The 22236-nt window shown below is 41.5% G+C and carries 21 protein-coding genes and 1 pseudogene; 12 read left to right on the top strand and 10 right to left on the bottom strand.

The annotated features are described in order from the left end of the window. Positions 1-85: 85 nt before the first annotated feature. Positions 86-982: an alpha/beta fold hydrolase gene (locus RRG12_RS10955; RefSeq protein WP_069069235.1), complete on the bottom strand. Its 897-nt coding sequence runs from the start codon at positions 980-982 to the stop codon at positions 86-88. A gap of 532 nt (positions 983-1514) precedes the next feature. On the opposite strand from RRG12_RS10955, the gene RRG12_RS10950 reads away from it, so the two are divergent. Both RRG12_RS10950 and RRG12_RS10945 read left to right on the top strand, forming a co-directional pair. Continuing rightward, on the top strand, positions 1515-2099 hold the full coding sequence (locus RRG12_RS10950) for a hypothetical protein (protein WP_069069236.1): 585 nt from the start codon (positions 1515-1517) through the stop codon (positions 2097-2099). 187 nt (positions 2100-2286) lie between these two features. Beyond that, complete coding sequence (locus RRG12_RS10945; RefSeq protein ID WP_420759283.1) at positions 2287-3060, top strand: armadillo-type fold-containing protein; 774 nt, start codon at positions 2287-2289, stop codon at positions 3058-3060. A gap of 111 nt (positions 3061-3171) precedes the next feature. Here RRG12_RS10945 and ftsE read toward each other — a convergent pair whose 3' ends face one another. Both ftsE and RRG12_RS10935 read right to left on the bottom strand, forming a co-directional pair. Next, positions 3172-3918, bottom strand: coding sequence for a cell division ATP-binding protein FtsE (ftsE, locus tag RRG12_RS10940; protein WP_069069238.1), 747 nt, complete (start codon positions 3916-3918; stop codon positions 3172-3174). 266 nt (positions 3919-4184) lie between these two features. Then, positions 4185-4940 carry a WecB/TagA/CpsF family glycosyltransferase gene (locus RRG12_RS10935; RefSeq protein ID WP_069069239.1) on the bottom strand — a complete coding sequence of 252 codons (756 nt, stop codon included), beginning with the start codon at positions 4938-4940 and terminating at the stop codon, positions 4185-4187. A gap of 323 nt (positions 4941-5263) precedes the next feature. Between RRG12_RS10935 and RRG12_RS10930 the strand changes: the two genes are divergently transcribed. From RRG12_RS10930 to RRG12_RS10920, 3 genes are all read left to right on the top strand, one after another. After that, positions 5264-5983, top strand: a complete 720-nt coding sequence (locus tag RRG12_RS10930; protein WP_069069240.1) for a response regulator transcription factor — start codon at positions 5264-5266, stop codon at positions 5981-5983. Positions 5984-6145: 162 nt separating this feature from the next. Then, complete coding sequence (locus tag RRG12_RS10925) at positions 6146-7819, top strand: SpoIIE family protein phosphatase (RefSeq protein WP_420759282.1); 1674 nt, start codon at positions 6146-6148, stop codon at positions 7817-7819. Between the two features lie 3 nt (positions 7820-7822). Continuing rightward, positions 7823-8248 (top strand): ATP-binding protein, encoded by a 426-nt coding sequence (locus RRG12_RS10920; RefSeq protein ID WP_069069242.1) that lies wholly within the window; start codon positions 7823-7825, stop codon positions 8246-8248. A gap of 30 nt (positions 8249-8278) precedes the next feature. Here the strand turns inward: RRG12_RS10920 and RRG12_RS10915 are convergent, their stop codons facing one another. Next, positions 8279-8710, bottom strand: a complete 432-nt coding sequence (locus RRG12_RS10915; protein ID WP_069069243.1) for a ketosteroid isomerase family protein — start codon at positions 8708-8710, stop codon at positions 8279-8281. Positions 8711-8948: 238 nt separating this feature from the next. On the opposite strand from RRG12_RS10915, the pseudogene queG reads away from it, so the two are divergent. Then, positions 8949-9922 (top strand): annotated as a pseudogene (queG, locus tag RRG12_RS10910) (tRNA epoxyqueuosine(34) reductase QueG). Further along, the gene (locus tag RRG12_RS10905; protein WP_256090864.1) at positions 9897-10532 is read left to right on the top strand and encodes an HAD-IA family hydrolase; all 636 of its coding nucleotides are present in this window, start codon (positions 9897-9899) and stop codon (positions 10530-10532) included. Before queG ends, RRG12_RS10905 begins: the two are co-directional and overlap by 26 nt. 130 nt (positions 10533-10662) lie before the next feature. On the opposite strand, the gene RRG12_RS10900 is transcribed toward RRG12_RS10905, so the two are convergent. Continuing rightward, on the bottom strand, positions 10663-11037 hold the full coding sequence (locus tag RRG12_RS10900) for a hypothetical protein (protein ID WP_069069245.1): 375 nt from the start codon (positions 11035-11037) through the stop codon (positions 10663-10665). A 224-nt stretch (positions 11038-11261) separates the two neighbouring features. Between RRG12_RS10900 and RRG12_RS10895 the strand changes: the two genes are divergently transcribed. After that, entirely contained in the window at positions 11262-11792 is a 531-nt protein-coding gene (locus RRG12_RS10895) for an orange carotenoid protein N-terminal domain-containing protein (protein ID WP_420759281.1), read from the top strand. Between the two features lie 90 nt (positions 11793-11882). Here the strand turns inward: RRG12_RS10895 and RRG12_RS10890 are convergent, their stop codons facing one another. The 3 genes from RRG12_RS10890 to RRG12_RS10880 form a co-directional block, all read right to left on the bottom strand. Further along, the gene (locus RRG12_RS10890) at positions 11883-12647 is read right to left on the bottom strand and encodes an ABC transporter ATP-binding protein (protein ID WP_069069247.1); all 765 of its coding nucleotides are present in this window, start codon (positions 12645-12647) and stop codon (positions 11883-11885) included. Positions 12648-12710: 63 nt separating this feature from the next. Continuing rightward, the gene (locus RRG12_RS10885) at positions 12711-13283 is read right to left on the bottom strand and encodes a DOMON-like domain-containing protein (protein WP_420759280.1); all 573 of its coding nucleotides are present in this window, start codon (positions 13281-13283) and stop codon (positions 12711-12713) included. Continuing rightward, complete coding sequence (locus RRG12_RS10880) at positions 13280-14398, bottom strand: phosphotransferase enzyme family protein (protein ID WP_420759279.1); 1119 nt, start codon at positions 14396-14398, stop codon at positions 13280-13282. The genes RRG12_RS10885 and RRG12_RS10880 overlap by 4 nt, the downstream gene beginning before the upstream one ends. 851 nt (positions 14399-15249) lie before the next feature. Here RRG12_RS10880 and RRG12_RS10875 point away from each other — a divergent pair. Beyond that, entirely contained in the window at positions 15250-15651 is a 402-nt protein-coding gene (locus RRG12_RS10875; RefSeq protein WP_420759278.1) for a DUF4288 domain-containing protein, read from the top strand. A 143-nt stretch (positions 15652-15794) separates the two neighbouring features. Here the strand turns inward: RRG12_RS10875 and RRG12_RS10870 are convergent, their stop codons facing one another. Together RRG12_RS10870 and RRG12_RS10865 are read right to left on the bottom strand one after the other, a co-directional pair. Beyond that, on the bottom strand, positions 15795-17099 hold the full coding sequence (locus RRG12_RS10870) for a Tudor-knot domain-containing protein (protein WP_069069251.1): 1305 nt from the start codon (positions 17097-17099) through the stop codon (positions 15795-15797). A gap of 913 nt (positions 17100-18012) precedes the next feature. Further along, entirely contained in the window at positions 18013-18534 is a 522-nt protein-coding gene (locus RRG12_RS10865; protein ID WP_420759277.1) for a hypothetical protein, read from the bottom strand. 243 nt (positions 18535-18777) lie between these two features. On the opposite strand from RRG12_RS10865, the gene nfi reads away from it, so the two are divergent. The 3 genes from nfi to RRG12_RS10850 all read left to right on the top strand — a co-directional run bounded on the left by nfi (position 18778) and on the right by RRG12_RS10850 (position 22113). Beyond that, positions 18778-19443, top strand: coding sequence for a deoxyribonuclease V (gene nfi / locus RRG12_RS10860; protein ID WP_069069257.1), 666 nt, complete (start codon positions 18778-18780; stop codon positions 19441-19443). A gap of 107 nt (positions 19444-19550) precedes the next feature. Then, the gene (locus RRG12_RS10855; protein ID WP_420759276.1) at positions 19551-20099 is read left to right on the top strand and encodes an FHA domain-containing protein; all 549 of its coding nucleotides are present in this window, start codon (positions 19551-19553) and stop codon (positions 20097-20099) included. 55 nt (positions 20100-20154) lie between these two features. Then, positions 20155-22113, top strand: coding sequence for an FHA domain-containing protein (locus RRG12_RS10850; protein WP_420759275.1), 1959 nt, complete (start codon positions 20155-20157; stop codon positions 22111-22113). The last annotated feature ends 123 nt before the right edge of the window (positions 22114-22236 follow it).

Genomic DNA, 22236 nt, shown 5'->3' with positions numbered 1-22236 from the left:
CACAATTATGGTTGAAATTGGATGAGTGAAAAGAGTAGAGGTGCAGAAGGTAGGAAATTAAATGAGGCTTTTACTACTAAATAAGCTAATTAAGCAAAGGCAAATATTTGCGAATTAATCCAATTGTCACTGCTGGTAATTCCAACTGCGGTGTTAACCCCACATCTTCTAATTGTTGAAAAAATCGGATTGCTTGGGGATTAATTTCGGCAAGGCGGCGACCAATTGAGGGCCCTGTAAATTCTGACTTTTGTCCCCAAATAATGGCTGTGGGGGTGGTTAACTGTTGAATGTAAAGGGATAAATCAAAGCATAAATCGCCACGTACAAATGACAGTGCTGCATACTCAGCATTAGGCTGTTGGGCGGATTGTAGATAAGCATCGACAATTTCCTCATATACTCGATTAGATTTAGCAAATTGCCGTTGCTCTAAGAAGCCGCGAATACCTCCACTGGTAGCAATTCCAGCGCTGTAAAGTAAGCGATCAACAACGGGAACGCTAACTAACTGAGCAAAAAAACTACGGGAGTAGTCTTCGCCAAAATCGGAAAGTCCGGCGGGGGTGGTAAGAATTAAAGACTTGAATAAATCAGGATGATCTGCTGCTACCCGAATTGTAAATGCTCCTGTCAAAGAAGAAGCGATCGCTGTTACTGGCCCGGTACAAGTCTGCTCGAAAAACTCCCGAATTGTGATCAAATAATCCTCAATCTTATAACTCCGTGCTGGATGCTCAGACCTACCCCAACCAATCAAATCTGGCACAATCACCCGATATTCAGCCGCAAAAGCTGGATAAACTTTCGACCACTCATAAGCAGAAGATCCACCACCAAAGCCGTGTAGGAACACTAAAGTTTCCCGATCATCTTTGGCAGTCACATCATCCAGCCAAGGTTCTCCAGCAGCAGTATAATATACCATTCTACCTAGTGAGGTATTTATGGAGCGTTGTTCAAATCCTAGTGGTTGAAACATAAGTATTTTTTTGTTGACTGTAGTTATTAGTTGGCACAAGTCAAATAAAAGACCTGGGACGCGGGGATAGGGTGAGAGTATTTGATAATTTTTCCATGTCCCCGTGTTTTACCTTCGCCGCATCTTCTTTAGTCACTCTGGATGCTTACGTGTTTAGTTCAAGCTCCCCGCTCATTGTTATTATCAACTAACCAATCACTTTAAGGCTTCTCACCACCGTCAGATTAAGTAGATATAAAATTACTGGATTACTTGTAAAGATTTGGTGATTTTTTTTCATAATAAAAAGTAACTTTACGTTGAAATTACTGCTTTATAAGGCTTTTTAATGGTAGCGAGTATCACTACCAGAGTAAATCCAGCACAAGTTTTTATGGTAGTGTATCAAAAAACCAATAAATAATTTTCTGCGTAAAAAATAGTTAAAACGCTTATTTTAGTAAGCTATTAATCATACTTTTATACGTAGAATTTAGATTTGACGTATAAATAAATCATATTATTATCTAAGTATATAGTAAGGCGGGATGTCATGGTAAAGCAGGCTACTCTTCAATCAAATAAAATACCAACGATTGAAGATGCTAAATTTGCGCTTGACAAGTTTAATATACAAAACGAAATTAAAGCTTCAGCTGGGCGGGGTCGGATCGAGCCAGTAGTTGACGTTGCCCAAGTAACTGCACCTACTTGTATTTGTTTAGACTTAGAAGACTTGAAGTGTTTTGAAGCAGTTGAGCGTCAGTATGAACGCTGGGGAGTGATTTTTCACAATTCTCTAGCAATACAGCCATCAAATCCAGCATTTCCAACCTATTCAGGGCTAACAGTGTTAATGGGAGCGCCCAAAAGCGGATTTTTAGAAGCTACTTTCTTGCGTCCGGTTAACTCAGTTAGCGCCTTTGTCACTAGTTCGCAACGGCTAGTGCTTTCCGCCTACGATCGCAATCGACAACTGCTTGCTCAAACTGCACTACCAGGCTCTAATCTTGCCAATTCCGACTCAGCAATTTCCCCCAATACCTTATTATCTATAAGTGTGAATAACATCTACAGCGTTACCTTCTGTGCTTTTAATGGTCAATTCACCCTTGATCAGTTTCGTTTTTGTCTTTAATTAGCACTTACGTACAAAATGCCCTTGCTCTGAGGGATTTAAAAATGGTATCTTTATTTGCGCCGTGCTGTAATAGTCTACTATCCGACCATAAAACCGGGCATCTTGTAGTTTGGGCCTTCATCCTTTCTTCATCCATAGTAAAACTTATACAATAGGTAATTTCGTAATCAAGTAGGTAAACACTGTGGCACAGGCTTCGTCTTCTTGGCAGCAATTGATCAACCAGATCCCCAACTGGAACTGGCCGCTTCCAAAACTCAAGACAAAGGGAGCCATAAAGCAGCAAACATTTAAGCGCTTCTCTGGCCCTGGGGGCTTTCTTGGGTTCCTGACAATTATCATTGCCATGTTGTTGTGGAACTGGAAACTGCTATTGGCTCTCTTAGTCGGCATTGGAGTAATGGTATTGGTTTACTCAATGCAGGAGTGGGACTGGCAATTGCGCTGGTCAAAAATACGCAATTTTTTAAATAGTTCAAATCGTCGGTTAGCCTTAGCAGTCGTCAGTGGTGGTATTGGTACTGTCAGCACTTACATGGCAGCAGCAATTTGGGTTGACTCTCACAGTCCGTGGATTGCCGCTGGTGCGATCGCGCAAGGCGTGGGTACTCTGTTAACTTTAATTTTATTGGTTTGGCAAATTGTCAACTTTTATGAAAATCGAGAAGAAGACCACCTCGATCAGTTGTTGGTCAATTTAACAGAAAAAGATCCATTGAAGCGGTTGATTGCCCTACGTCAACTAACTAAAGTCATCACCCATCAACGAGTTGATTCTTCAGTGCAGCAAGATGTTGTCCAATGCTTGCAACTCCTACTCAGTCGAGAAGAAGAAGCTGTAGTTCGAGAGGCAGCTTTTAAGAGCTTACAAACTTGCGATCGCCTACAAGTGCTACCCCCCAAAACAGCAAAAACTTTCACACCCATCTCAGCAAAAGTCAAACATCACGTTTATTAGTCATTTGTCATTAGTCATTTGTCATTTGTCATTTGTCATTGTTTGAATGATGAGAGTCCTAATTAATTTTCAATGCCCCATACCCAATCCCCAATCCCCAATCCCCAATACTTATTTTCGAGATAGCTGTCCATTGCGAACTTGGACTACCGGATGATTGCACCGCCGCACCAATTGTTCATCATGTGTGGTAACAATTACTGTAGCCCCAAAGGAATTTAACTTCTGGAGAATCTGGATCACTTGCCAGGAATTATCTGGATCAAGATTTCCAGTAGGCTCATCTGCCAACAACAAGGGTGGCGTACCAACGATCGCACGGGCAATACTCACCCGTTGTTGCTCTCCCCCAGAGAGTTGATCTGGAAAGCAGTCAGCTTTACTCAGCAAACCTACCAGCTTTAAAGTTGGTTCTAAACGTCGTTGAATTTCTTTACGGGTATACCCTTGAGCTTGCAGCACAAAAGTCACATTTTCCGCTACGGTTCTTTGGGTAATCAGTTTGTAGTCTTGAAACACAATGCCAATCCGTCGCCGCAATAATGACAAGCGATCGCCCCGTAAATCCGCTACATTACATTCATCAACAATTACTTCTCCTTGTGTAGCTAACTCTTGACCATACAGTAGTTTCAAGAGGGTTGATTTACCAGAACCACTTGGCCCCGTGATAAAGAGAAATTCTCCCTTTTTTACCTCAAGGTTCGCATTTAACAAGGCGTGAGTGCCGTTAGTATAGGTCTTGGTTACAGATTGCAATTGCACCTTTGCGATCGTATTGCGATCGTGCTGTTGACTTTCACAGTCTTCTTTATGAACGGATTTTTTTGTCTTAACTTGAGTTGTTAATACTGGCATTGTTAAATTTTCCTCATACCCACACCCAAACAGTTTGCCTACTGAGATGTGACATTCCCCTCAAAAATAAGGATTCCCAGGTTTAGCCTGGGAATTTAAAATTCAACAAAGAAAATTTAAAATTTTTTGAAGACTTTAATACAAACTAAGTAATAGCACCCAGAAGTCAGAATTCAGAATTCAGAAGTCAGAAGTCAGAATTCAGAACTCAGAATTCAGAACTCAGAAGTCAGAACTCAGAAGTCAGAACTCAGAACTCTTAACTCTTAACTAATTGCACCCTTTGCTGTAAAACGATAAATAAACGCTTTCACAGCAAACTCTGGCAACGCCAACATCCGCCGCCAACGCCAAGGTTCTTGATAAAGCCGATACAACCATTCCAAATTATTATTTCCTAACCAGGCGGGAGCGCGAGTTTTAGTTCCCGACCAAATATCAAAACTGCCACCAACGCCAATCCAAATTGCTTGGGGACACAAATGGCGGTTTTCGGCAATCCATAACTCTTGACGTGGCACTCCCAAACCGACAAAAATCACTTGTGGCTGCAATTGAGCAAGAGTTTCTCGCAATTGTGCTTCCTCTTCTGGAGAATGGTAGCCTGAATGAGTGCCTACTATATTTAGGTCTGGAATTTGCTTCTGCCAAAAATCTGCCGCATTTGCAGCCACTCCCGGCGCTGCTCCATAGAAAAATACCTTTGCTCTTATCTGCTGTTGTCCAAGTTCTTGCAAAAGCTTTTCTGCTAACTCAATCCCCGGAAAACGCTGCACTTTTTGCCATAACAGCCACCGCAAATACAGAACAACCCCCGCTCCATCCGGAATCACGAGTTCAGCATTTTTAATGACCTGAGCTAATAATTGATTTCGCTCTGCCTGCATAGTCATTTCTGCATTGAGCGTTACTACATGAGTTCCCTTGCCTGCGTGCAGGCATTCTAACAACCAGTCTGGATAGTTAGCCATTACATGAACTGGTATTCCCAACACTGAAAATGCTTGATTGCTGTTAGACATAGCCTATTCTTGAGTAGCCCTCACACCAGATTTTGCTTGAATGTTAAGTTTATCAAATTTTTTTATATTAGAACTTGGGCAGGAGAGATACCCCCTTGAACAATAGAAAGCATAATTAAACTAACTAGTCTTGGGCGCTTGTACTTGGACTGATTCAGTCCAAATTTATTGTTAAAGTGTAATATTCACTCAGTATAAAACGCTCAACTCACAACTCTGGTTCCGGGAACAGAAGCCTCCACTATACTACTTGCAGTTAGTGTGGGAGTATGTCACGAAACTCGACTTTATGGTTAAGGTAGTGTAACGGGCTGAAGTTGGCTATGAGTAAAATTCGTATCGCTCTGATTGAAGATCATGACCTAACTCGTGTAGGTATTCGGACAGCATTACTACAAAAAGATGACATTGAAGTTGTAGGTGAAGCTGCCAATGCTGTTGAGGGGCTAAAGATGTTAAAAATGGTACGACCAGATATTGCCATTGTAGATATTGGTTTACCAGATAAGGATGGCATTGAGTTAACACGGGAGGTAAAATCTACTACTAATGGACAGCAGCTACTAACAAAGGTGTTAATTTTGACGCTACGGGACAATAAAGAAGCGGTGTTGGCAGCTTTTGCCGCTGGTGCAGACTCTTACTGTATGAAAGATATCAAATTTGATAATTTGCTGGAAGCAGTGCGAGTAACTTACAATGGCAACGCCTGGATCGATCCCGCGATCGCTCGGATTGTATTACAACAAGCGCAACAAAATCCCCAAAAGTTGGAATCGGCTTTTGTCGATACTAAGACTATTGCCTCTAACCCTGATTATGTTGAGAATCTGGAAGGAATTCAACCTTACACCCTGACAGAAAGGGAATTGGAAGTGTTACAGTTGATTGTCGAAGGTTGTAGTAATGCAGTAATAGCAGAAAGACTTTATATCACTGTTGGAACTGTTAAAACTCACGTTCGCAATATTTTGAATAAACTATGTGCTGATGACCGTACCCAAGCAGCAGTCCGCGCCTTGCGTTCTGGGTTAGTTGGATAAAATTCATTTTGGTATGGACAATTGAGGATGATCAAGGGAAATCAAAACTTTGAGAAAGTTATATTTTCAAAGTTAATGACTTCTCCGATTTTCTGCTATTTATCAGGTGAGATAAACATCATACTATCTCGCCATTCAAATATGTGAAAAATAAAGTCAAATATGGCTGAGAACGGGGTGGACAAACTTAAGCTCATGGTGGTAGATGATGAGCCAGATAACTTAGATTTACTCTACCGCACTTTTAGGCGAGATTTCCAAGTATATAAAGCCAATCATGCCTTTGGTGCTATGGAAATCTTGGATCAATTTGGCGAAATGGCGGTGATTATTTCTGACCAAAGAATGCCAGAAATGAATGGCACTGAATTTTTTAGTCGCACCGTAGAACGTTTTCCAGACACGATTCGGATTTTGTTAACTGGTTTTACTGATGTCGAAGATTTGGTGGATGCAATTAACTCCGGTCAGGTATTTAAATACATTACCAAACCCTGGAATCCGGATCGGCTGAGAGCGTTAGTTGAGCAAGCCACTGATACATATCGCCTAGTTAAGAAGCGCACCCAAGAGTTGCGTCGGGCCCTACGACGAGAATCTTTGTTTAATGCGGTAACAACGGCAATTCGGGAGTCTTTAGACTACGACAGTATGCTGCAAAAAATTGTGGCAACTATTGGACAAACGTTTGAAGCTACCAGTTGCTTGCTAAGACCAGTAGAGGGCGATCGCCTGATACAAGACCAGTTTTTGTACCGCGATCCTCAATCTCCTGTATCAGATTGCTTCTTCGATCCCAGTATTTTAATCGAAAAAGTGCTGGAAACCCGTCATTATCAACTTGCTCAAGATATATATGACGGTATTCCTTGTCACCATCTGGTTGTGCCACTTAGCTATCAGCAGCATCTATTGGCTGTGCTGGCCCTCCACCAATGGGGAAGCGATCGCCCTTGGCAAGACGAAGATATCCAACTGATTGCAGGTGTTGCCGAACAAGCAGCCTTAGCTCTCTCTCAAGCAAAACTCTACCAGCGCCTCCAAGAAAAGCAACAGCAGATTCACAATGAGTTGGAGGTGGCTCGTCAAATTCAATACAACTTGCTACGCCAAAGTTTACCTGACATCAAAGGTGTGAAGGTACAAGCTTGCTGCTATCCGGCGCGGGAAGTAGGAGGCGATTTCTTTGAAGTGTTTGTTCATCCCAAAGGCGATTTGTGGTTAGCAGTGGGTGATGTTTCTGGCAAGGGCGTTCCAGCTGCTTTATTCATGGCTAGTATTATTTCAGTGTTGCGCCGAGAATTATCTCAAGAAACGCCAGCCGAGCCAAATGTGGTCATGCAAAACCTCAACCACGCTCTGAGTGAAGATTTAATTAGCAACAATTATTTCATCACCCTTGTGTTAGCCTGTTATACCCCTAGCACTAAGGAACTCGTCTACACTAATGCCGGTCATATCTATCCACTATTATGGTCACGCCAAGACGTTTTAGCTAACAATCCTAATTACCTCAAAGTCCGCAGCGTTCCTTTGGGAATCTTGCCCAAGTGGCAGGCACAATCTGGTCGTTTGGTTCTCGATGCTGGAGATACATTGTTACTAGCCAGTGATGGAATTACAGAGGCAATGATCTCAAATGATTCTGATTTAACAGTAAAAAACGGGTCTGGTGTTGAGGTCATTAACCGTTCCATGCTGAATCAAGATGGTCTTTGGCAACTTTTACAACAAGAGCAACAACCACTTTCTCTTAACCATTTACTAGCTCGCATCCAGGCAGATAATCACATTCAAGAAGACGATCAAACTATACTTTCGCTGGAGATTTTGTAAGTCATGAAAAGTGAGCTTCATGTACCAAGTGACTTGAATTTTCTGAATATTGTCGAAAACTGGTTGCTGGGATGTTTGAAAATTCAGCTAGGAGAATCTGTGGATTGGTCGCGGCAATCAAGTCGTTTGAGACTGGCTTTAGTAGAAGCCTACTCAAATGCAGTCCGTCATGCCCACAAAGACAAACCAAATTTACCGATTTTACTGCGTTTGGAAGTGAAAGACCGGGATCTTGCCTTAGAAGTTTGGGACTATGGCGAAGGCTTTGATATGTCTAACTACTATGCTCCAAACCCATTGGAAAAACAAGAAGGTGGTTATGGTTGGCTGATTATGAATCGTCTCATGGATAAAGTAGATTACCAGTTGCAAGTTGATGGCGCTAACTGTCTGAAATTACAAGCAACTTTACCCGAATTAGTCCAGTAAACAAACGCTATAAGCCTTTATAGTTATTTGCTATTTTTCACGACGTAAAGAAAGTAACTCTTGGGGAGAAGCTAAAAGTTTGATTCTAGTATAAAAAATTTGCTGTTGTTGGTTGAGGATAAATAACCACAAAACATTCACACTACACCATGAAGTTTTGGCTTTGCCTGTTATCTGGATTTGGATGTCACCGTTTTCTAAAGTCTCGGCTATTCCTGTGTTGGGGTAAGCTTTGATATTTTGGCCTTCTTCTTTTAAGTAGGCTGCGATCGCATCTTTCCCCACAATATCAGATTCAAATGGTGGACGCATCACACCATCTACTGCAAATAAGGCAGCAGTTGCCTCAAATTCTCCTGCATTTAAGGTTTCAAAATAACTCAGTATGCTTGTTTCTGTAATTCCATCTATCTGGAATTCTTCTTTCAACTGGGTTAGAGATATCAATTCACGAGAGGTCATAGGAATTACCTGTATTATGCTATCTGAATATTAATTTCAGTACAAAAATAGGTAAAAAGAAAGCCGCTGTTGAGATAGATTGCTACATCTTGGTAAATCTTCCTCACGATGGAAGTTTTAAGCTGCCTAGCAGCTTAAAACTGGCATGTATAAGAGGATTAATAAATCTTAATTAAAGTTACAAACTACGTAATGTAAGATTATAACGCCTTTAGTTAGGCAAAATCCAAATAAAAAAATGAATCATTATTCCATAACAAGCAGCAGTGTAGTCAAAGACAAAGCCAGCGAGTTGGGCTTTCACAAAGTTGGAATTGCTGCCGCAGATGGGGTAAATGCCACAGAAGCGCAGAGGTTGCAAGCATGGATTGAACTGGGTTATCACGCCGATATGGGATGGATGGCTAACCCGAAACGTCAGGATATCCATTTAGTGATGCCAGAAGTGCGATCGATAGTATGTGTGGCGCTGAATTATTACACACCACATCAACGTCCCGATGGCGAGGAATACGCCAAAATTTCCCGTTATGGCTGGGGAAGGGATTATCACAAGGTGATGCATAAAAAACTCAAGCAGCTAGCTACATGGTTAGAATCACTTGATACAGGTGTGATAGCTCGTTATTATGCAGACACCGGCCCGGTGCAAGATAAAATATTGGCTCAACTGGCTGGAATTGGTTGGATTGCCAAGAATGGTAATGTGATTACACGGGAATATGGCTCTTGGGTATTTTTGGGAGAAGTTTTGACCAATTTAGAATTAGAGAGCGATCGCCCGCATACAGAACACTGCGGTAGCTGTACTCGTTGTCTTCAGGCTTGTCCCACAGGTGCAATTACTCAGCCTTTTGTCGTGGATGCTAATCGCTGCATTGCTTATCATACCATTGAAAATCGGGCAGAGGAATTACCAAAGACAGTTACACCTCATTTGCAAGGCTGGGTTGCTGGTTGTGATATTTGCCAAGATGTTTGTCCTTGGAATCAACGTTTTGCCAACACAACTGATATTGCAGAGTTTCAGCCAAATCCAGTGAATATTGCTCCCCACCTGCTAGAATTAGCCCAAATCTCAGATCAGGATTGGGATCAACGATTTCGAGCATCTGCCCTGCGGCGGATTAAGCCAGAAATGTTACGACGCAACGCCCTAGCTAATCTTGACGCATCCAGGCAAAGAATGACCCCGAAAGTAATTATTTTTGATTTTGATGGCACAATTGCTGATACAGTAGATGCCCTTGTAAGCATTGCTAATCGTCTAGCTGTAGACTTTGGTTATAGACAAATAAGCCCAGAGCAATTATCCCTCCTCAAGAACTTAACATCTAGGGAGATAATTAAGTATTCAGGAGTTTCTCTATTTAAAATCCCTTTTCTAGTTAAAAAAGTTAAAGGAGAGTTAAAAAACAAAATCCCAGAATTAAAGCCAATTCCGGGAATTAAAGAAGCATTAATAGAACTCCAAAATCATGGATATAAACTGGGAATTATTACTTCTAATTCTAAAGAAAATGTTACACAATTTCTGACAATTAATGATTTAAATCACCTATTTGATTTTATATATTCAGGAATTACAATTTTTGGTAAAACAACGATTATTAATAATGTATTGAGGCAAAAGCAACTCAAACCTCAAGAAGTGATTTATGTCGGAGACGAAACCAGAGATATAGAAGCATCAAAGAAAGCAAATATTCAAGTGATTGCAGTGACTTGGGGCTTTAACTCACCGGAAGTACTCGCCAAGCAAAATCCAGATTATTTAATTCAGCTACCTAGTGAACTACTAGAAGTGATGAATAGTCGTTAATTAGTGAAAATCTTAACTATTGATAAATGGCTAAAAAAGTCGAGTGGACAATGTCTACCAATGACGAAAACTTCAATTTTAATATTTGTGACATTGCCCATCTTACAAAATAGCAAGATATCAGGAAAACTTAATTTTTCCGTTCACCCTTTTCTAAAGCTTGTTTTACTAAATCATCACTGACATTAGTTACACCCTCAGTTTTAGAATTACCAACTTCTTTTGCTAACTCTGCATAATCTTTAGGATTACCAGTTGACTGCGCTTCAGTTTTTGTCTCTTGTGGCTTAGAGGTTTTATATTTAGGTGCTGTGGCTGCTTCGGCTGCTGCTCCACCTTTACCTGTGCGATCAACTTCACTGACGCTGAATTGTTGTGCAGCTGCATAATCCGCATCAAAATCTACCGTTGGTGCTTTTTCTTCACCACTAGCTATGCTTTCAGCAGCTAATTCTGAATCATGGGTGGGAGATTCATTTAAATTGGGCTTTATCTCATCAGGCATAATTAAAACCTTAAGCTAAATGTTTAATTGCTTACTTGGGTAATCATAGCAAAGCAATTCGCGGCTTTGTTGCTTCCTTGAGAGAGATTTTTACCTCTATTAAAAGGTAGATTAAAGTAGCAATTTCCAATTAATTTAACTCTTTCTATTGGTACTAGAATCTGCTTCTCAAACTCTGGTAACACTTAGTTTGGTCTGTTAAATAATGTTGGAGACAAATAATAATGACTGCCAGTTACGACAAAACTATTTCTCAAGCTCAGAGCAATGAAACTCAAAACTTGGTAGACGCGTTTAACGCCTTAGATACCGATGCAAAATTAGCTTGGTTCTATTTTGTTTATGAAAAAATGGGTGATTCCATCACGCCAGCTGCTCCCGCTGCGGCCGAACCAGAGTTAGCGCCACTCCTGCTAGGAGATTATTTTGAATTATCCGATGAGCAGCAACTAGATATTATGCGGGATATTGTTAACCGCAAAGACACAGAATATTCTCGTGCTTATGGAGCGATAAAAGAAAACAACCAGCTGTTAGTTTGGTATACTTGGGCGGTAGCTATGGGGGATACGGTGGTGGACTTACCAGCTAGCTATCAGGCAAGTAAGGCAATAAATGATCTGGTTTCCCAAATTGAAGGACTAGATTTTGAGGAGCAAATGTCGGTGTTTCGGACAATAGCTGGTGAATTGGGTTACACCGATGTCAAGCCGATCGCAACGCAAGCAGAAACGGGGAAAACCCCAAGTTTGTAATCAGCCTTGGCGACTAGAAGTCGCGGCTACACAAACATAGACGCTTTGCGGCTTCCCGCAGGGTAGTCCGCCTACGCGGACTTGAAGAACCTACGAGACAGCCAACTGACTCAAGTCGGCTGGGGTGAGGTTGGAGTGTACAACTTCACCATCACGGAACCAAACGATGCGCTGGGTTTGACGAGCAACTTCTGGTTCATGAGTTACCATGACAACGGTGATCCCACTGCTATTGAGTTCGCCAAAAATATCTAAGACTTCTTGGGTTGTGCGCGAATCAAGTGCGCCTGTGGGTTCATCGGCTAGGAGTACTACAGGACGATTGACAATGGCTCGTGCGATCGCTACTCTTTGTTGTTGTCCACCAGATAGTTGAGTTGGTTTGTTGTTGAGGCGATTTGCTAAACCGACTCGCGTCAGTGCAACTGTAGCGCGATCGCTTCTTTCTTTTGGACTCACGCTAGCATATACCATTGGCAGCATCACATTTTCTAATGCTGTGAGTTGGGGTAATAGATGGAATTGTTGGAAGACAAACCCCAGTTTTTTATTGCGGATGTGTGCCAAGGATTTATCATCCATTTGCGCCACATCAATATTATCTAAGTAATAATGTCCGCCGGTGGGTCTGTCTAGACAACCGATAATATTCATGGCTGTGGATTTCCCAGAACCAGAAGGCCCCATAATTGAACAATATTCGCCCTCGTGGATAGTCAAATTCACATCGTTGAGTGCTTTGACTTCAGTTTCGCCACTGCCATATATTTTAAAGATGTTCTCCAAACGGATAATTGTTGGTTTAGGGACAGGATTGGGAACTGGAGAATCGGTAATTGAAATAGTGTTTGCCATAAGGATTTAGTTATTAGTTGCTAAAGACGCGATTATAGCGCTTCTCGTTTTGAATACCAGTCTTTACAACTTAACAATAAAACTCTCTCGAATATGAAAGTCAGCCTCCGCGCCTCGATGAGTTAACGCCCAGTAAGTCACCTCACCATCTTTATGTTTGATGACAGTCGTAATACCAACTTCAATAGCTTGCTCCACAGAGATGATTTTATCCAAATCGACATTTAAAGTCAGTACTAAACTATCAGCTTGATTGTCAACATTAAACGGTAGATTTTCAAAAGCTGTTTCCTCTTGCATCCGTTGACGGTAGCCATCAAAGCGATAGACATTCCAGTGTCCGGCGGGGGAAAGGTTAAATTCCCAATATCGTTGAGCATCTTTGATGCCAAGAAAGAACTCAAAGCAGGTTTCTTTCCACAATTCATGCTTGCGTGATGGCGTGTTTGCTGGTGGGGCAATATCTTCTCGGCGATCCGCTACAGGCTTTACCAACTCAATTTCTTTTAAATTGCCTTCAAGAGTGTAGCAGATGGTAAGTTGATTAGAATTTCGAGCGATATTGCCTGCAATTTTTAAATTAGGAAAGGACTCGGTAGAGGGGAAGGGTTGCAGGGAAAATGTCTGTTCGTTCATTTCATATCTTTGATAATGTTACGAATCTGCGTTTCTTGAGATTCAATACTTTCGGTAAGCTTAAACTGGATGATCGCTCTTGCCAAGTTATGTTCTGGATGTTTGACTTTGAAGTAAACATTTCCTGCTAAATAATCAGCAAAGAATCTCAATCCTAGTTCAAAGGCAATGAGACGGATGGCATCGTATATATAGGCATAATCATTCTCAGTAAGAAATGCCTTGGCCACAGAGAGATAACCCTGTAGAATTTCCTGACACAGGTCAGTATCGAAACAAACACTTTCCCAATTCTCAGTTTCTTCTCCAGCCGGATTGCAGCCCGATCGCAAACAATCGCCAATATCGTAATGTACCAGACCGGGTTTAACAGTGTCTAGGTCTATGACGCTGACGGCTTGCTGGGTGGCAGTGTCAAACATCACGTTATTGATTTTTGGATCGCCGTGCATCAGACGCAGAGGTAGTTTGCCTTCAGCTTTGGCATTTTCTAGGATATGTGCAAAGGTTTGGCGATCGCTAACAAACTGCAAGCAATAATTAACTTCAGCAGATTGACGCGCATTAGTTTTCGCCAAAACTTCCTCGTAATGCTGGAGATAAAGCGGTGTAATATGGAATCCTTCAAGGGTATCAGCAAGTTTTTCTGGTGGTAAATCGCTGATTAAATTGTGGAACATCCCCAAGGCATAACCGATTTCTTTGGCGTGGGAGCGATCGCTCATAGTATCAAAGGACTGGGAACCTTCAATAAAGCTAATCGCCCGCCAAAATGAGCCATCTCCATCCTTCCAGTAGTCTTGAGCGTTTTTGGTCAATAGTACGCGTGGCACTTCCCAGCGACGATTCAGAGGTGTATGCTGCAACCGTTTGCGAACATGCTCAGTGAAGGTACGCATATTCTGCATAATCAGTTGTGGCTGACGAAACACCTGTGTGTTGATGCGTTGCAGGACAAAATGCTGTTCTTCTGAAGAATTTAGAGTTACCAGAAATGTGTCATTTATATTACCACTTCCAAATGCTTTAACGCCTGTAACATTACTTAGTTGGGCGAATTGGTCTGCGATCGCTACTAGATTTCGGGTATTCTGTGTATTGATTTCTTCAATCATGTGTTTAACCTGTACTACTCCTCACCTACATTGCACGCAAGCAATAGGGGATATCGTAGCGCAAGTGTCAAGATAATTCGTAATTCGTAATTGTAATTGAAAAGGGTTTGTACTTGGGGAACTCCAAGAAATAAATTATCCAATATTGTGGGGTGGGCAAAATGAGCGCCATATAAACTGGGATCTCGTGTCGCCCACCCCACAGGAAGGAGTTAATTGGATATTTTTTTATTTGGAAGTCCCTTGGTACTTGTACAAGCAGTCTTGCTTCATGCGGGTTGAAAATATCCAGATTAAACATAATTATGAATTATCAATTACAGTGTCTATGAATTTCTCATTAGTAGTTCACCTGAACAATTAACGATGGAAGCACCTGCAATTGTCAGTAGCTAGAAATATTACCTAACTGATTGTGATAAATGTAGTTTTTTGAACACATTTATAAATTTTTACCAGAAATTACGGTATGAATGGTATTTAGAGAAACTAGGATTTCTATCAAATTCGCTTAAATTTCATCATAATGCTACAAAAACGTCTACACAACCCACTGGTTGGTCTTTTCGCAGTGGGATTAGTTCTGCAACCGATTGCTACCCATTCCCAGACTGTGACATATGCTTTCAAGAATACACATTTATTCAAGCTGTCCTTAGTAATAAGTCAAGTTAGACCCGGTGGGAGTTGTGAAGCAAATGAAAACTTAAGTTTATTCGCTGATACTTTTATTAGTGCGTGCCGCAAAGCATCAATTAGACGGGAATTTCCCAGCGAGTATTTAAACTCTTATTTAGAAGATATCAAAAACAACAGAACAGCCGCAGGTAAAAGGGCTTGGAAGTTATTGAATGATGGTAGATTCAAGAAGTAGTCTCGGAGAATATTGGATGAAACCCGAAAGTCCAGATAAAACAGAATCCTTTTACATTGCGGTGGTTCTTTATGAATCATCTTCCAATGCACCGGATTATCAACCGTTGTACCAGGAATGCTTTGTGCTGCTCAAAGCTAGTTCTTTAGAGAAAGCTCAAGAAAAGGCCAGAATTTATGCGAAAAAAGAAGAAGTCAGCTATAAAAATGAGGATGGAGAAACTATTACCTGGTCTTTGAAACAGGTGGTAGATGTTAATTCAGTATTGTATGATGACTTTGACTCAACTAGTGATGGTGTTGACTTATACGCTAGACATTTTCGTAATTATGAGGCTTACCACTCATTTGAACCATTCTTGTCTGAAGAGGAATTCTAATCTCCATCCAGTAGGAAGCTAGATGACCGAAACAATAGATGTCAATTATGAATTTTTAAAAGTACTATATGCTAGGACGGGGCGCGACGCCAAATAGCCCATCAGAGATATTCATCTCGTCGGCCCCCCTGCTAATTCAATAGTTAGGAAATCTCATCATTATCAACCCACTCGTCATAAGATGAATCATAACCAACGTAGTGAAGATAATATTGCTGACCTTGGATTTTCTCAATCGTGGCGGAATACCAAGCCTCTTGCTCATCATCCCAACATTTGACCTTTTGACCTACTGCATATCCATTCTCATCAGCGGAGCGAAGATCGCGAGTCCGAATGTCATCTTCGCCTACCCACTCGTCATAAGATGAACCGTAACCAAGGTAATGAATAAAGAATTGGTCATCTTGGATTTTTTCAATTGTTCCTTGATACCAATCTTCGTCCTCACTATCCCAGACTTCTACTGTTTTGCTTACTTCATACTGATTCTTATCTGACTTAACAGCAGATGAGACATCTCGGATCGGCTTTTGCTCCTCTTGTTTAATTTCTTCTTTTACTAAAGTGTATGCTTGCAAAATTAAACTGCGAGCAACAGTTTGAATTCCCGTATGCTCATAGTAATTGGTAGTTTGATCTAGGAATGCTGCAACAAAATCTAAATTATCATCAGCAATCTGAATAAAATTACCCAAATTGCTAGAAATTGATTGCGGAGTTACGCCTGTCTTAGATACTAAGTTATTCATCCAGCCTTGCACAGAGTTGAAACCCTGACTGATAAAACCAACTTTATCAGAGGGGTTACTACCTGGGAGAAAGTTATTAACGGCTAAGAAAACCGGATTTTGAGTTATTGCGTTCGTATCAGTACCGCTAATAACTCCCTGAATTTTGCTGAGAAAATCGGGGCCTAATGGGAGAATTCCATCTAGACAAACTAGAGCTACCATCCGCATTAGGGATGCATTTTGATAGTTGTTAGCGAGAGAATTAGCAAACTCTTGGGGATTAGGTTGAGGAATGCCATTTATTTTACAAAAGGCAATGATTTCGACAGCTATTTTTAGTACCAAGTCAATGGATTGAGTGACATCAGCCTTGGGAGTAATATTCCCTAAAAAAGACAGAAAGCCGATTTTCTCACTAACTTTATTCGCTAAAGCCGCCGCTGCCATAGCTGTGTCTGCTTTATCAATTGTTTGATAAAGTTTGATTGCGAACTGATAGCCTTGTTGAGGATCTTGGTATAAGGTTACGGCGCGATCGCGGATTTTCTGAATTACCTTAGCATCGGTTTCTCCAGTAATGGTGCGAATATTATTGTCAAACCCCGTCAAATTGCTCCACTCACCTGGTGCTACATAATCAAGAGCTTTTAAAACTTTGACAGTGATATTGTCAGTCGGTAACTCGTCAACCAACTGAATAATTGATTTATCCATCAGCCGATCCTCAAAACTCCAAATATCGTTGCAACACGATTCAGAACAGCCCACACCCGACAGAAAGCTTGCGCTGGGCGAATTGCTGAACCGTATTTATAGAGTTCCCGAACCTGACTAAAAAATAACGATGTTACCAACAGGTTTTACAACTAAGAGATATTACATAGGCGATCGCTTAACTCTAAAAACTCATTGATGATTATAAAGTAGTGGACTGACACGACTAGAATGATGGATTATGCGTAGGTTGGGTGGAGCAACGCAAAACCCAATATAGCTCAGGGTATTTGCTTTCCCCGGATTTCTCACTCATAGTGTGGGGGGTGCAAAAACGCCGATTATTCAGACGCGACTCGAAAATACTCGCTCTAAGCGAAGCATCCCGAAGGGTATACGCTACGCTATCTGCCAGTCATACAGAAAACATTGCTGTTAGCGGATAGCTAATACCAATTTAATGTGAAGTTGCACATATCTTGATCCCCCTAAATCCTCCTTAAAAAGGGGGACTTTGAATTCCCCCCTTTTTAAGGGGGGCTAGGGGAGATCGAATTCTATGCAGCTTCATAAAGAATTGGTATAAGGTTTAGCCCATTCTGACGACTGACTCCTGAATTCTGTTCGATAAATGCGAAAAAGAAATAAATCATTGTCTATTTTAGAATTACCCATTTATAGGCAAAAGCAATATTCTCAAAATCATTAGAACTATAGGACTCATATTTGATTTTTGAAAAAACTCAGTACAACTAATAAGTCTTCTTGACTGTTGCCTATTGCCTGCCTACGCAAATTAGTTCAGAAATCAAAGCGGATTCCTATATAATTTATTTTATTGATTTATTTTATTGATAGTATAAACCCTGATTTTAGAATCTTTCTCTAACATCCACATGAACCTAATTAAAAACTAGCGTTCCTTTGTAATCACAGAGCTACCATTAGTAATACTTACTTTTTGAATAAACACGTCGGTACAAGATGATAAAATATCAGTGCTGATTTGATTGGCAATCAATTCAAAATCTTGGTTCGTCAATCCCTGTGCAGTATCACCACTTAAGTTAATACAAATAGTTAGAGTTTGAGGATTACTAGAAGACTGTTCATGATCTACTGCTTCTATTTCAGCTTCTATTATGCCCAAATCAAACTCTTTACTCCAAGCTGGAAACTCCTTACCAGTTTGTTGTCCATAAACTTTCACTATTTCAACAGATGCAGCCCCTAAAGCTGTTAAGCCTTTGCGGATAAATGGAACTAAAATTTGCTGATTTGGTACTTGGACAGATTCTAGCATTACCTCTAAACAAGTATCTTTAAAGGCAACTGTTGCAGTTATCCCTTTGGCATGTAGGTGGCGGTTCATCAGAGATGCGATCGCCTGGGAATCTCCCTGTCTTGCAAGTTTTAGAATATTTGGCTGTGTCATAACCAGTAAAAGAAAAACTCTGGGAAAATAAACTTATATTCTCAGGATTCCCTTTTGACAGCCTTAAGTAACATTATGATGCAATATATCAACTAAACTGGGTTAAAATGTCTACTATAAAGATAGTCTTTCACGGACTTTTGCAAAAATTATATTTTCTCTGTCTTGAAATCAAAAACTAGTGTTTTTGTGCTTGCCAAATTAACAGGATTAATATTAATCAGTTTAATTCCAATTTTAAATATGAAGTTTTATCGAGATCATGCTTGGCCCTCGACGCTGGAAGAAGCCATAGTTATCCAAGAAAAGCTGCGAGATCAAGTAATTACTGAGGATCAACTGCAAGAACCTATTCAGTACGTCGCTGGAGTGGATATGGGTTTTGAAGCTGATGGAACAATTAGCCGTGCAGCTGTGGCAGTACTGAGTTTTCCGGATTTGCAAATAATCGAGACAAGCCTAGCACACCGTCCTACAACCTTTCCTTATGTTCCTGGGTTCCTCTCATTTCGAGAAATTCCAGCTGTCCTCGATGCCCTGGAAAAGATTAAAACAACACCAAATATAATTCTGTGTGATGGTCAGGGAATTGCCCATCCCCGGAGATTAGGTATAGCTAGCCATTTAGGGTTACTTATAGATATGCCAACAATTGGTGTAGCTAAGTCTAGGTTGCTAGGTAAGCATGAGGAATTGGCAGAAACCAAAGGTAGCACGCAACCACTGATATATAACGGTGAAACCATTGGGGTAGTTTTGCGATCGCGCACAGGAGTAAAACCTCTATACATCTCTAGTGGTCATCGAATTAGTTTACCGACAGCAATTGACTATGTATTACGCTGCACGCCCAAATATCGGCTGCCAGAAACTACACGCATTGCTGATAAATTAGCATCGGCAAAATAAAGCTTGTTGAAGTTTTTTCTAAATACTTGCTTCCACCTACTCAATCGTGTTAGGAATCGCACAGGAAGATGTTGAAATAGCTAAATACGATTTACGAAGTTAGAAGAATGAACACACTAACTTTACAGTGGCATGATGCTGGTCAAGATAAAACTCAGAACATTTACGAACAACAGCCAAGTCAAAATCATGGTACTGTCCGTATCGGTCGTGACCCCCTCCGGTGCGATATTGTTCTGAGTCACCCCACTGTCTCTGGTTTACACGTTGAAATATTTTTTCATCACCAGCAACAGCGCTTTTATATCAGGAATTTGCGATCGCAAAATCCCCCCCTTATCGATGGACGGCAATTAGTCCAAGGTGAAATGCCTTTAACTCAGGGCACTAGTATCTCTTTGGGACAAATAAAACTCAATGTTACTAGTGTTTCTACAGGTAGTATTCCAGCAACAATTTTGCTCCCACCCAATCCACCAGTAAACATCGGATATCACCACCATCCATCAACACCCCCCGCACCACCACCAGGAGTTTATGGCTTAGAATGCCCCAAATGTCATAAAGTTTCCCCAGGAGAGAATCTACAAATTGGCTGTCATTGGTGTGGGACATCTTTAGCTGCGGCAGTAAGTGTTTTAGTAGCAAGAAATTAGGGAGTTAGAAACAATGCCCAATGCCCAATGCCCAATAACCAATGACAAATGACAAATGACAAATGACTTACAAATCCAATTAAGTTGGGATGATCCAGCGACGGGTGAACGGCGAGAACCAAGGTTGAATATGCCGATCGCTTTTGGTCGAGAATTCGCTCGTTTACCTGCTGAACTCAGGGGAGTGCGGGTTTCTAGGATGCTGCTTAACAGTAACGAAGTTTCTCGCTACCATGCCCTAATTGACTGGGAACAAGACCATCTGGTGGTGATTGACCAAGGCAGCGTTAACGGTGTGTATATCAACGGTCAACCACAAACGCGTAGTGTTCTGGCTAATGGCGATACGTTGCAAATTGGCCCATATCTGATAGTGGTGACATTTGCTGCTAGCGCCTCTGCACCAGATACCAGCCCCCCTTCAACGATTCATTTCAACGCAAATACTAATCACCCAGACCCCAGTTTGCCTGTAGTCCAGCCGCTAACACCCGTGGCAAGTAATTTCCCGCCATTGGCATTTCAGGCTCAAAAGGTGTCTGTGCAAGCACTTCATGCTACAGGATTACCAGTAGATGAATCTGATTATCTTGCGATCGGGGCGGGATTGGGTAGCTTCGTTTGGGCTGATTTGCTGCGAATTAGTGGTGTGCGTGCTGACAAAATTGTGGCTTTGGGATTAGAGGCGGAACCTTATGCCCGTTACAAACGCCTTTGTTTGAATTCGCAAATTCCCTTATATGAAAGACTGCGTTCTAATTCTGACTCTTGTCCTGATAATATTTGGGGCTGGCCTAGTTATGCCTTGCGAGAAGCTTGGGGAGACTTAGCCAAAGGACAGATAAATTCAGCATTTAAGTATTTATGGCAAGTGTTTGCGGAACCAACATTTGCAGAAACTTATACTCCCCGTGCGGGTAATGTCTTTGATTCTATAGACCGAGAGGCGAAGCGCATTGCCTGGAATCAAATTTATCGCTATGGGCGAGTTAGGGGAATTCGCAAAACTGATGATGGCAGGTATTGCATAGCCTATTCTCGCGGCCCAGGAAATTATGCTTTTTTAGTTAGTCGTTATTTACATTTAGCTACTGGGTATCCAGCAATTCAGTTTCTTCCAGATTTGCAAGCTTATAGAGAAAAATATCAAGATTTTAAATCCGTAGTTAATGCTTATGAAGCCCATGATCATGTTTATGAGCAACTAGAGCAACATGGTGGTACGGTGTTGATTCGGGGGCGGGGAATTGTGGCTTCGCGGATTGTGCAGCGCATTTACGAAGCCAGAAAACGAAATCGGAATATTGCAGTTTTGCATTTAATGCGATCGCCTAAACCCCAAGGCAACAAATTTCAAAATACCCAGCGCCTAGTCAAAAATCATTACGAATTTCAACCCTTTAACTGGCCGAAAGCCTGTTGGGGCGGCGAACTCCGGGCAATGTTAGAAAAAGCCACCCCCGATGAACGCAAGCGTTTACTAGCAGACTGGGGTGGAACTACCACCGCCGACCGCCACGACTGGCAGCAAATTACTGCCCAAGGGTTAAGCGAAGGCTGGTATCAAATTACCTTCGGTGAGGTTCTGGATGTGGAACGAGATGCCCAAAACCGGACTATTACCCGTATCCGAGAGCAAAGCTTTGGGGAAATGAAATTGCTAGCTGATTTTATTGTTGATGCTACTGGGCTGGATGCCAAGGTAGATGCCAATCCCCTGTTAGCAGATTTGGTGAAACATTACAATCTCCCAGTGAATCACCTGGGGCGATTGACTGTAGCGAACAATTTTGAATTGGTAGAAATGCGTAGTGATAGAGGTCAAATGTATGCTGCGGGAGCGATTACTTTAGGTGGCCCTTATGCAGCAGTTGATAGTTTCTTGGGCTTGCAGTACGCCGCATTAGTCGCGGTTGATGGACTGTCCGCAGCTCGTGCGCCTGGAGTTCAAAAGTTGAATACTATAAGTTCCTTTAGGCAATGGTTGATGTGGGTGTTAAATCAGTCACCTTAGTATTAGGAGGCAGGGGGCAGAAGAGATAGAGTATTTATCTAGCTGTTTTGAGTAGCAAATCCTAATTTCGAGGATAAAAGGCTCAACGTCGAGGATAAAAGGCTCAACGTTGAGGTTAAAAGG

It is taken from the genome of Nostoc sp. CALU 546 (assembly GCF_048836525.1).
Note: the sequence above shows the minus strand (reverse complement) of the source record. Positions and strands in the feature narration are given on the sequence as shown.

Bases quoted from the DNA above. Each gene is read 5' to 3' on its own strand.
- RRG12_RS10955 (WP_069069235.1), bottom strand. From the start codon at position 982: ATGTTTCAACCACTAGGATTTGAACAACGCTCCATAAATACCTCACTA.
- RRG12_RS10855 (WP_420759276.1), top strand. From the start codon at position 19,551: ATGAACACACTAACTTTACAGTGGCATGATGCTGGTCAAGATAAAACT.
- RRG12_RS10870 (WP_069069251.1), bottom strand. From the start codon at position 17,099: ATGGATAAATCAATTATTCAGTTGGTTGACGAGTTACCGACTGACAAT.
- RRG12_RS10935 (WP_069069239.1), bottom strand. From the start codon at position 4,940: ATGTCTAACAGCAATCAAGCATTTTCAGTGTTGGGAATACCAGTTCAT.
- RRG12_RS10925 (WP_420759282.1), top strand. From the start codon at position 6,146: ATGGCTGAGAACGGGGTGGACAAACTTAAGCTCATGGTGGTAGATGAT.
- RRG12_RS10865 (WP_420759277.1), bottom strand. From the start codon at position 18,534: ATGACACAGCCAAATATTCTAAAACTTGCAAGACAGGGAGATTCCCAG.
- RRG12_RS10930 (WP_069069240.1), top strand. From the start codon at position 5,264: ATGAGTAAAATTCGTATCGCTCTGATTGAAGATCATGACCTAACTCGT.
- nfi (WP_069069257.1), top strand. From the start codon at position 18,778: ATGAAGTTTTATCGAGATCATGCTTGGCCCTCGACGCTGGAAGAAGCC.
- RRG12_RS10890 (WP_069069247.1), bottom strand. From the start codon at position 12,647: ATGGCAAACACTATTTCAATTACCGATTCTCCAGTTCCCAATCCTGTC.
- ftsE (WP_069069238.1), bottom strand. From the start codon at position 3,918: ATGCCAGTATTAACAACTCAAGTTAAGACAAAAAAATCCGTTCATAAA.
- RRG12_RS10905 (WP_256090864.1), top strand. From the start codon at position 9,897: ATGACCCCGAAAGTAATTATTTTTGATTTTGATGGCACAATTGCTGAT.
- RRG12_RS10875 (WP_420759278.1), top strand. From the start codon at position 15,250: ATGATGGTAGATTCAAGAAGTAGTCTCGGAGAATATTGGATGAAACCC.
- RRG12_RS10900 (WP_069069245.1), bottom strand. From the start codon at position 11,037: ATGCCTGATGAGATAAAGCCCAATTTAAATGAATCTCCCACCCATGAT.
- RRG12_RS10885 (WP_420759280.1), bottom strand. From the start codon at position 13,283: ATGAACGAACAGACATTTTCCCTGCAACCCTTCCCCTCTACCGAGTCC.
- RRG12_RS10880 (WP_420759279.1), bottom strand. From the start codon at position 14,398: ATGATTGAAGAAATCAATACACAGAATACCCGAAATCTAGTAGCGATC.
- RRG12_RS10920 (WP_069069242.1), top strand. From the start codon at position 7,823: ATGAAAAGTGAGCTTCATGTACCAAGTGACTTGAATTTTCTGAATATT.
- RRG12_RS10950 (WP_069069236.1), top strand. From the start codon at position 1,515: ATGGTAAAGCAGGCTACTCTTCAATCAAATAAAATACCAACGATTGAA.
- RRG12_RS10895 (WP_420759281.1), top strand. From the start codon at position 11,262: ATGACTGCCAGTTACGACAAAACTATTTCTCAAGCTCAGAGCAATGAA.
- RRG12_RS10915 (WP_069069243.1), bottom strand. From the start codon at position 8,710: ATGACCTCTCGTGAATTGATATCTCTAACCCAGTTGAAAGAAGAATTC.
- RRG12_RS10850 (WP_420759275.1), top strand. From the start codon at position 20,155: ATGACAAATGACTTACAAATCCAATTAAGTTGGGATGATCCAGCGACG.